At 40.7% G+C, this 9,767-nt stretch carries 13 protein-coding genes and 1 pseudogene; 5 read left to right on the top strand and 9 right to left on the bottom strand.

Going from position 1 to position 9,767, the window contains the following annotated elements; genetic code table 11:
* Nucleotides 1-112: 112 nt before the first annotated feature.
* The 6 genes from HWQ42_RS11810 to HWQ42_RS11785 all read right to left on the bottom strand — a co-directional run bounded on the left by HWQ42_RS11810 (nt 113) and on the right by HWQ42_RS11785 (nt 3,301).
* On the bottom strand, nt 113-289 hold the full coding sequence (locus HWQ42_RS11810) for a hypothetical protein (protein ID WP_190946554.1): 177 nt from the start codon (nt 287-289) through the stop codon (nt 113-115).
* A 168-nt stretch (nt 290-457) separates the two neighbouring features.
* Nucleotides 458-727 (bottom strand): hypothetical protein, encoded by a 270-nt coding sequence (locus tag HWQ42_RS11805; RefSeq protein WP_292812159.1) that lies wholly within the window; start codon nt 725-727, stop codon nt 458-460.
* Between the two features lie 228 nt (nt 728-955).
* On the bottom strand, nt 956-1,144 hold the full coding sequence (locus HWQ42_RS11800) for a hypothetical protein (RefSeq protein WP_292812157.1): 189 nt from the start codon (nt 1,142-1,144) through the stop codon (nt 956-958).
* A gap of 97 nt (nt 1,145-1,241) precedes the next feature.
* Complete coding sequence (locus tag HWQ42_RS11795; protein ID WP_292812155.1) at nt 1,242-1,799, bottom strand: hypothetical protein; 558 nt, start codon at nt 1,797-1,799, stop codon at nt 1,242-1,244.
* A 121-nt stretch (nt 1,800-1,920) separates the two neighbouring features.
* Entirely contained in the window at nt 1,921-2,667 is a 747-nt protein-coding gene (locus tag HWQ42_RS11790; RefSeq protein ID WP_292812153.1) for a hypothetical protein, read from the bottom strand.
* A gap of 307 nt (nt 2,668-2,974) precedes the next feature.
* On the bottom strand, nt 2,975-3,301 hold the full coding sequence (locus tag HWQ42_RS11785; protein ID WP_292812151.1) for a helix-turn-helix transcriptional regulator: 327 nt from the start codon (nt 3,299-3,301) through the stop codon (nt 2,975-2,977).
* A gap of 187 nt (nt 3,302-3,488) precedes the next feature.
* Here HWQ42_RS11785 and HWQ42_RS11780 point away from each other — a divergent pair, with 187 nt between their 5' ends.
* The 4 genes and pseudogenes from HWQ42_RS11780 to HWQ42_RS11765 form a co-directional block, all read left to right on the top strand.
* The gene (locus tag HWQ42_RS11780; RefSeq protein ID WP_292812149.1) at nt 3,489-3,752 is read left to right on the top strand and encodes a hypothetical protein; all 264 of its coding nucleotides are present in this window, start codon (nt 3,489-3,491) and stop codon (nt 3,750-3,752) included.
* 258 nt (nt 3,753-4,010) lie between these two features.
* Nucleotides 4,011-4,832 (top strand): MATE family efflux transporter, encoded by an 822-nt coding sequence (locus tag HWQ42_RS11775; RefSeq protein ID WP_292812147.1) that lies wholly within the window; start codon nt 4,011-4,013, stop codon nt 4,830-4,832.
* A gap of 16 nt (nt 4,833-4,848) precedes the next feature.
* Complete coding sequence (locus tag HWQ42_RS11770) at nt 4,849-6,159, top strand: IS701 family transposase (RefSeq protein WP_292812145.1); 1,311 nt, start codon at nt 4,849-4,851, stop codon at nt 6,157-6,159.
* Nucleotides 6,160-6,183: 24 nt separating this feature from the next.
* Nucleotides 6,184-6,726 (top strand): annotated as a pseudogene (locus HWQ42_RS11765) (MATE family efflux transporter); the annotation flags it as partial.
* A gap of 35 nt (nt 6,727-6,761) precedes the next feature.
* Here the strand turns inward: HWQ42_RS11765 and HWQ42_RS11760 are convergent.
* Nucleotides 6,762-7,715 carry a cytosolic protein gene (locus HWQ42_RS11760; RefSeq protein WP_190964338.1) on the bottom strand — a complete coding sequence of 318 codons (954 nt, stop codon included), beginning with the start codon at nt 7,713-7,715 and terminating at the stop codon, nt 6,762-6,764.
* A 73-nt stretch (nt 7,716-7,788) separates the two neighbouring features.
* On the opposite strand from HWQ42_RS11760, the gene HWQ42_RS11755 reads away from it, so the two are divergent.
* A complete protein-coding gene (locus tag HWQ42_RS11755; protein WP_292812143.1) occupies nt 7,789-8,517 on the top strand; it encodes a hypothetical protein in 729 nt (242 codons plus the stop codon).
* 210 nt (nt 8,518-8,727) lie between these two features.
* Here HWQ42_RS11755 and HWQ42_RS11750 read toward each other — a convergent pair whose 3' ends face one another.
* Both HWQ42_RS11750 and HWQ42_RS11745 read right to left on the bottom strand, forming a co-directional pair.
* Complete coding sequence (locus HWQ42_RS11750; protein WP_190964341.1) at nt 8,728-9,153, bottom strand: hypothetical protein; 426 nt, start codon at nt 9,151-9,153, stop codon at nt 8,728-8,730.
* A gap of 15 nt (nt 9,154-9,168) precedes the next feature.
* Nucleotides 9,169-9,767 (bottom strand): thermonuclease family protein (locus tag HWQ42_RS11745; protein WP_292812139.1); only part of this gene is annotated, 599 nt, incomplete at its 5' end.

Genomic DNA, 9,767 nt, shown 5'->3' with positions numbered 1-9,767 from the left:
CTGAGTCTGAATGGTAGGGCTTTCACCTACATCTGACCGAGAGTTCAACCTTTAACGACAGTAATCTGCTGTCAGGTTGGCTTAGTTATGTACGGACTGGATACCGCGATTCCTAAGCAACGAATCGCACTAGCACATCTGCCCATTTGGGAGCGGCAGACTTTGTACTTTTCTTTAGCTGGATGCGAAATCTAATGCGGGTTTTATTTAATTGCGAGAAATTGTGGCGCTCGACTACTGCATCAGTTAAGAAATTTGCAGCAATAGGGTTGTCAATTGCTTGTACCATAATTATTGACCTCAATCATTATTTTTCACTTTCGATTAAGCGAAGCTTTCTTTGTGGTGATTTCTCAAGAGAGCGAATGTCTGTAGTAGCTCTATAGATTACTTTTGTAGAGCTTTTTTGCAGGCGAATATGTCTTTTAATGACTGGTGGTTTATGTATGGACATGGCTTAAAATAGCTGAAGTTGCTGTGAATTATCCTGTATCGCAGGCTTCTCATAGACCATACCTTCGACTTCATAACAGCGAGTCATGAGTTTGTTTCGATTTAATCGAAAGCTGGCTTTTTTTCTTTGATTTGGCAGAGGCAGAAACAAATACTGTGGATGTTGGATAGTACCCTCATCTCCCAAATATCGATAAAGTGTACCGTTGATTTGGTAAACTTTTGAAGAGCTTAACAGGGTTGAGTCGTAAACCTTAATCAAATTTAATTCCATCTGATTAGTATTGAAGTAGAGTGTGTGATAATCTTTTGTGGAATCGATTTTTCTCTCCAGTCAAACTGATTAAATCTGACTGGAGAGTTTTTCACGCATAATTCGTTACCTTTGCGTTAATTATTGATTGAGAGTGACAGAAGATTAGAGATAGAAATGCTCAAAAATCTGGTGAAGTTTTTCCTGATCTTCATCAGGCAGAGCCTTAAAATTAAACTCGTCTGATTCCTAAACTTCATCAATACTTGTTGACTCATCGATAATGTTGGCAATCAGACAGGATTGATCGTCGTACTTCCAGCCATTTGCTAGAAGCCACGCCAGAACTCCCTCAGATTGCAATAATTTCTCAATGTCGAACGAGTCAGAAAACTGCTGTAAGTTTTCGATATTGGGGTGAACAATTGTTGTTGTCATTTCTTGTTATTGGCAAACTAGTAGACAGCATGTATTAGCTGTAGACAAAGCTTGAGTAACTTATAACTACAGTCTCTCAAGCCCTGTTTACAACTCGCTAAAACACCATCTCCGCCGCAGCTTTGGTTACAGCAATTGCCTGCTTGCTGATCTCGCGCCAGTCGCTTTGCTCGTTGTAGGATGCCATGACTAATTCTGACTCTACCCATACACGACAGAACAACACGTTTTCATCTGTCGTCCCTGGAGTAGGCTGTAGTGTGATGGGAGAATATAATTGTTGTGGAGTAAGAGTTGCGATCGCAGCTAATACAGATTTAGCAAAGTGAGTATCATGCCCACTTTCTAATATATAGGGTCTGTCTGCTTGAATTGTAATCAGCAACTTGTAAACTTCCTTTCCTCTGCGCTCACACTTCTCGAATTTAAGTTCTCGCAGATATCCAGTTAAGGCAGTTTGAGTAATCGCACTCGCTTCACTGTTGTTTAAGGTATACCACAGTGAACCATTGTGACGATTGCAGTAGATTTTGCAACTGCCAGCTTCATTGTGCAATCCCAGTTTCGGTTTATTGATTGCTGCGACTAACTGCTTTAATAACCCTTCCTGACGCATCAGTGCAGATAGTAATTCAGCATTTTCTTGAGGGGTCATTTATTTTTACCAAAAGCATTTCACTTTCGCATTGGCGAAGCCGTAGACTTCTTGAAACCAGCAGGCGCGACCGATGAAGATTTCGGTCACGCCTTCTGATTTTCTTACGCCGCCATTCCCTCTATCCGCGCAAAATCGGAGTCTGTGAATTCACCGCAATCAAGAGGCTCGTCTGAGGATGGTTAATATTGCCGTAGCTGTTCCTATCATTAGCCGTTAGTCGATCAAACGGCTTATCCAGCAGTTGCTCACGAGATGGTTGCGTTAGTTCTACCATCGATAATACCCACACCGCATCAAATGCAGAATCACACAGAATTTTCTGCTGATGCACTGAAGTTGCCCGAATAACCCACCATCTGCTGTTAGTACAGCCTACTTCGCCAAGCTTTCGATCGTGGTCGTAGATACCATCGTTTAGGATTTCAAACCCGTACTTTTCGCATTCATCAGCAATCTGTACCATGATTTCGTTCCCCGTTGTAATGACTGGGGTTTCTTCTTCTTGTATGGGCAGTGTTCCGCGCTGGTAATGCCATGTGATATAGCTGTGGCATCTTTTAAAAGTGTTCGCGCGATGGATCTCCTCACCATTGACCATCACTATCCAAGGTTGCGTTAGGTCATCGTCGTGGGTAATCCTAGCTACGAGTTTTTGACCTGCATAGAATTCGTGATCTTCAAACGAAATCTCTACTGATCTCAGTTCTTCAACTGGTTTAACGCAAGAGGTTACAGTTGTTGTTGTTTGTGGCATAATTTTAAGATTCCTTATGGATAGAAAGGCGATCGCAGGGTTTACCAGACACACGCGATCGCCTTTTGATTTGTGTACTAATTGACGTTGTGGCTTGCCACAACACCTCATTCTAGAATTGGCGAAGCCTCATATTTAATGCTCTTAGCCAGTGGCTAGAGCTTGCCTGATTCAGCATATCTCTTGATCGAGCGGTAGTCGGCAACGAGCTTCAGAGCGACTATCGTACTGAATCGCAACTTTTTATTCAGCGCAAATCGATTTCCCTTCCTGTTCCCCTCGCTTTCTCTGGTTTCGCCAGTGCCTCAGCTACTCTCTCAGGTGGATTAATAAATTTACTATTTTCAAGGTTCAATGGTGAGCGCCTCTTTATTTTTCTGGGAGGCTGGCGCTTTGTTCCTCTATGATAATTAATTTACTACATGGTGTTGACATTAGTCAAGAGACTAGAGCAAATTTTTTGAAGATTATCTACGTCTAATGCAAGTGCTGGATATAATTGCCAAATAGGTATTTCAAGTGCCTGACAGATGGCAAGTGCATCTTTCTTATCAATTGACTCTGGTCTATTTGCTGCATTGCCCCATTCAAGATTGTGGATAAAAGACCTACTAAAACCTGCTTTTACTGCCAATGCATCACGGCTCATTTTCCCACGCATCTCTCTTAGGCGCTTTGCCATTTGTTCGTTCCACGCAAAGCGAGATATGTAAGATATGTCCACTAGCACCACCTCTTTAGCCATTCAATTACTCATTTATTTTATCAACGCCGTGTTGACAAAGCGAATCTTTTGTCTACATTAAGTAGTACACCAGATAAAAGCAAAAGCGATCGCTTGCTTGTTAGCAATGCGATTATTTAAACCCACACATACTGGATAAACACAGCTATTAAAACAAAAGCACCCCTACTGGCGAACGCTTACGCTCTTGAGCAATGCCAGAGCAATCGCATACGCTTGTACACGATTGCTTGAGGGGCAATGCCTTTGTGCGATGCCTGGGGCGGTAAACTACGCTTTAATTCTGGAACGATTGAAGTTTTTTGCAACCAGTTTTCAGACTGGGTTTGGTCATCGGGATCTCCCCGGCGGCTCCAGCGTTAGAAGTTTACTTCCGGCTATTCCGGTTTTAGCTCTGGCTACTTTAAATAGCGGCACTTCAGTTTTGGTTCGTCAATATTCGTTGAATTAGTTTGCGATCCCTTTTTGCGTTCAGGTGCAGGCAGTTCGCTTTTCCTTTACAAGTAATTATTGCAACTATTAGTAGCATGAATTGAGCCAAGGCGATTGCTTGCTATATAATCCGTATTTCACTCTTTACGCACATGGCAGTTACAGCAAAGGCTTTAGTTCAAAAAAGCAACATTTCCACTCATCAGGTTTACATTTTTCAAAAACCCTCTGTTTTTCCCATTGGGTTATGATGTTTTCTGAAATAAAGAAATGCCTCTTGTTGGCCATACCTCTCTCCTTGGCACAAGTGGCTCAGGGAGCGACTGGTTTTGTGGATACGGTAATGATGGGTTGGCTAGGAAGCCAGACCATTGCATCTGGAGGTTTAGGAGCTAGTATCTTTGGCTTTTGTCTGCTACTGTTTACTGGTATTGTTTCTGCTGTTAGCCCCTTAGCTGCCCAAGCATACGGATCTAGAAATCAAAAGAAAGTCGGGACAATTGCACTGCTGGGACTAGGGATATCTCTGATACTAGCTATACCAATTGCTTTACTATTTTGCAATGGAGGTAGTTTACTCCTGCTGCTAGGGCAGGATGCTAACACAGCAGCATTAGCACAAACTTATTTAAGAGCGATCGCACTGGGTTTCATTCCGGCTTTAGGCTTTGCGGTACTTAAAAGTTTTCTTTCTGCTCTGTTGCAACCGCAATTAGTGATGGTGACTGTAGTTTTGGGTACTTTGCTCAACATCGCTGCTAACTATGTACTGATGTTTGGCAAGCTAGGTTTTCCAGCAATGGGTTTAGCTGGTATCGGTTGGGCAAGCACATTCTCACTTTGGAGTATGTTTATTGCTTTGACAGTTTATATATGCAATAAACCTCAATTTGCAGTGTATGGTATTTTTCAACCCTCACTCTACAAAGCTTTTACCTTAGAACATCGCCATATCATTGGTGAGATTTTTCAGGTTGGGCTGCCCATCGGCGGACTGATTGCAGTAGAAGTAGGACTGTTCACTGTCGTCACTTTCTTGATCGGGCAATTAGCCCTGTTTTGTCACTCTGGCAGTAGTATAATAAGGTACAGATGCTAGAACCAAGACACAGAGCATGGTACAGCCCCGTCCAGCCGCACCAACAGTAAAATTTGTGGACGAATATTGCCAGTGGTATAAAAGCCTGTTTCCAGATGTTAGGAGCTTCGAGGCTTTTAAGTACCTTCATGTAGGCTGTGTTTCTGATCTAAAACGGAAAACACTACCAGAAATAGCAAAAATTGTAGGATTAAATAACCAGCAAGGTTTGCATCATTTTTTAACTACATCACCGTGGGATGTAGAGAAGCTAAGAGCTTTGCGATTAGAGCTAATTTTACAAGTTCTAAAAGGTAGACCAATCATTCTAGTTATTGATGAGACAGGAGATAAAAAGAAAGGGAATAAGACAGATTATGTGAAACGACAGTACATAGGTAATTTGGGTAAAGTAGAAAATGGAATTGTAGCAGTCACGGCGTATGGTGTATTTTGCGGAATGACCTTTCCACTGCTGTTTGAAGTATACAAGCCTCATGAAAGATTAAAGCCAGAAGAAAAGTATTTAACTAAGCCACAAATAGCAGCAATGCTGATGCGGAAGCTAAAATCAATGGGCTTTAAATTTAACTTAGTACTGGCAGATAGTTTATATGGGGAGAGTGGGACTAATTTCATATCCGTGTTAGATGAAATGAATCTCAACTATATAGTAGCAATTCGCTCAAACCATTCTGTAGAGCTACTTCCGAGACAACATACTCAATATTTAGAGTGGCAGAGATTCAAGCGTGTATTTTCTGACCTGGGCAGTGAAAATCGATATATTAGAGAAATAATTCACGGCAAACGTGGAAAAAAAAGGTATTGGCAGATTACTACAGATATTGATAAATTACCGAGCAACACTACTTGGTATGTCATGAGTAACTATCCAGACATTACACCAAGAGATGTAGGTAACTTCTATGGGTTAAGAACATGGGTTGAATATGGCTTGAAGCAAAGTAAGAATGAATTAGGTTGGGCAGATTATAGGCTGACTCACTATGCGGATATTGAACGCTGGTGGGAGATTGTTTGTAGTAGCTACTTAATGGTTAGCCTCCACTCTGAACAAATGCAGTCTTCTGTGCCAAAATCTCCATCAAAATTTGCTTCTCATCCTTGGTGGGATGATGGAAAGGGTTGGAAGAACATTCTTAACAATCTCCGTTTAATAATTCAACCTTTTACTTTATTTAACCTAATATATCCCTGGTTAACAGTTTTTCCTATTCCCCAATTGTCCTTGGGTTTTTCTAAACTTCAATCTATTATTTATAACCTCACCAGTTCAATATTTATTTTCCTGACTCACCCTGATTTCTACTTTTCCTCTGCCTAGAGTGACAAAACAGGGTTAGGAACAAATGCCCTTGCTGCTCATCAAATTGCTTTACAAACTATTTCTATGTCGTTCCAGATTGCACTGGGCGTTTCTATTGCGACAACAATTCGTGTTGGGCAGTTAGCCGGACAAAATGACCTAACTGGCACTCGTCTGGCTGGATATGTCGGCATTGTCATTGCAGCTTTATCTATGGCTGTAACAGCCATTGCATTTTGGTTAGCGCCAAAGTCGATTATTTCTCTTTACATTGACATTAACGACCAGAACAATGCACAAGTGGTTGCCCTGGCAGCGAAATTGCTGGGAGTCGCGGCGATTTTTCAAATAGTTGACGGTGTGCAAGTGACTGCGGCGGGAGCATTACGCGGACTCAAAGACACTCGAATCCCGATGTTGATCGGAATTTTTGCTTATTGGTGTGTTGGCTTATTCACTGGTTATACTTTTGGAATCACGTCGGGCTATGGAGCTATTGGTCTTTGGTGGGGATTGGCTATTGGTTTAGCCCTCGCTGCAATAATCTTGACTTGGCGCTTTAGCACCAGAACAAATAATTACTGAGAGATACAGATGAATTATCTGTAACTGTTGCTGAACTACAGCGGCGTTTCGTTTGCTGGTGACTGGTAAATCTGACGCAATTCGGCAATTGTCGCAGCTGTTTTGATTCTTTCTTTAATTGCCCGTAATTGTTCAATATCTGACAACAAGGAAATTTCCGACATTAGGCTTAAGGACTCAGCACCAAACTTGAGTTCTAAACCTAACTCAATTCCTTCCAATAATCCTAACCGAATACCACTGCGTTCAAAAGAAGTCACATACTGCATACGTTGTTCTGCCTCTAATTGTTCTACTTCTAGTTGAAATTCTCGCTCTAAATCTTGGGGCAGTGTCAATACCCAGTCTACAAAAGCTAACAAATTTAGAACATCTTCTCGCTCAAACCCTTGCTGGTACAACTTCCTCACTAAACTAAGTTTCTGCTGCTTACGCTGTAACCTGTCGTTGCGCGTTTGCACTGCTGCTAGGTGTGCCATAACCACAGTTGCCAAGGGGTTACGGCTGGCTTCCAGTTCAGATTGCCTTTGTTGATAGTCTATCAACTTGATCACAGGAAATTGGAAATTTACCATACAGCCAAATAATTCATAACCAAATTGATTCGGTCGCCAGTTAGTACGCTCATCACCAAGGATTGCTAATGATGCAACCGGACGCTTGTATCTATCGTAGATGCGGTAGTTGTAAGTGAACATCCTCTCGCTAAAGTCGAACTCTGACTGAGATTGGATTTCCAGGTGTACAAGTACCCATGCTTCATCTCCTCCAAGACGATAAATTTTTACCAATTTATCCGCAAGGCGTTTTCCTAACTCGGCATCACGCACTACCTGCTGTAATTCCTGGTCTAAAAATTCCGGTTGTTGTGTCCAATCAATTTCTGCATGGGCTTGAGGGAAGAAGAATTGCATGAATTCTTCAAAATACAGTTGTAGTATCTGTTTCCAAGGGCTATCAAATTCAGTTTGTGGGTTGTTATCGCTCATGGTGCAAAAGCTGAAATACTATAATAGTACATTAGTCCTATCGCGCCATCTTTAATTAATTGGAGCTAGATACATGAAACAGGTAGTCAGACAAGTTAAAGAACGCAATAAGATTGAGCTTCAATTACAAAATATTAAGTATGAACTTTGGAGATTAGATGATTCTGAATATAGAAAACTTAGGCAAAATAGCCTTGACATTAAAGATGACTCCAATTTCTTCAGGGAACTCTATTTTTCCGAATTATTAAGTGAAGATAAACTTAACCTAGCAGAATTGTTTATCACTTTAACGTCCCTCTTTGGAGATAGTAGCGATTTATTTGATCAGGACAGAGGTTCATTTTACTTTCCCATATTACTAGTGATCAAAAAGGAGATAAATACTTTTTTCTACTTCATACGTATTTTTGAGTCTCGTGGTTGGATTTGCTACCAAACATCTAAACTGTTTGAGAATGAAGCAGATGTTGATAAAAACAGAATTCAAAATGAACCCTTTGAGCAAGAATTCTCTCGACAGGAAATTAATAATTTTTGGAGCTATATCTACAGATATCTTACTGAATATTTTCACTCGATAAAATTAAATATTAGCGTTGAACCTTTTCTCAAAAGAATTGATTCTAATTTTATACTTTATGGTTATTACGATCATCAATATTTTGAGGAAGGATATGAATGTGAAGAATTATATCGGGCGAGAATCCAGCATTTCAATTCAGTTGGTATTCATGCTTGGCCACCACAAAATATAAAACCTATCTTACAAACTATTATTAGTGAAATCGCTGATAAATAGTTGCGTTTACCCACATAGCAGTGAATAAAAAAAGTTGCCTATAATAGCTGATTCTGATACTCTGGTAAATCTGTAAATTATGTAATTGCTTTTTCAGCTACACAGCCATAGAGCAGTCATATATAATATTGATTTTATCTATACGCGATTACCTTTGGTACTGAAATTTAACACAATCGCTTGACCTAAACTACTGTAATTTTAGCAATCTCAGAACAAGAACCGATATGAAACATTTCCATCCTCATTTACTTCAAAATCAGCACTAAGCTCCTTAGCTTTCTCATCTAAATACTGTTTAGCAAACTGAGTTGATATCTGGGCGTTTTTCGCCAGTAGCAATACTGTTATTTTCCCAGAGTTGTTTTCAAGTAATTCTAAAAACACTAACTCAATTCGTTTTTGTTCTGATTCAAGCAGTAATCCTTGTTCTCTTTTGTGATGCTTTATTAAAGACCAACTCAACCACCCACCCATAGCTGTTGACGGAATAGTAAAAATCATTAAAGCAGCTACAGCACCTTCTTTATCTTTAGGGGTAGTTTTAGGATTAATCATTTCCAGAATCATCAAAATAGAAAATGGAATCCCAAATCCCAGAAAAAACAATGCTAAAAGTTTTTTAATTAATCTCATATAACTTTTCCCCTTCTACCGTTCACATCCAATCCCATCCCTATCTCGGTCAAACCCATGAGGATCGGGTGGCAGTACTTTAAACCTTCGTTGGCTAATATCTCGGCAATTTAAGTCTGGTGAATTCTTTGGAATGCAAAAATCTGGGTAAGCAGGATCACAGTTATTCTGTTGCTGCGGTTGAATCGCCTGAGAAGTTGTCTTTTGGGTAGCTCTGTGGCGGAAGTCCCAAGGCATCAAAGGATTAGCCTGACTCCAAAATGCTAAACGCTGTTGTTTGGCGGTGTTTTCACCCTGCAACAGACTATCTCTAGACTCTGGACAGCCTTTGAGATACTGGCGATAAACTACAGCCTGTCCCTCTTGCACCATATTCACATTGATACTGCGATTACCAACAAACACCTCTGCAACTAAGCGCTTGTATTTGTCAGTTTCTACAGCACGTATGGTGATTGCTTGTCCTACTGGGAGCAATTGTTTGAGTCTTGTTGATGATTGTTGACCCCAAGGATTCTGTTTCATCTCTGGTGCGTCAATGCAAGCGAGGCGAACAGTCACAGTTTTGTTACCAGTTTTCACCCGTATGGTGTCACCGTCACCTACGCTTACAA

Origin of the sequence: Nostoc sp. JL23, assembly GCF_017115065.1 — a bacterium.
Classification (GTDB): domain Bacteria; phylum Cyanobacteriota; class Cyanobacteriia; order Cyanobacteriales; family Nostocaceae; genus Nostoc; species Nostoc punctiforme_A.
This window is presented reverse-complemented; position numbering and strand designations above follow the sequence as displayed.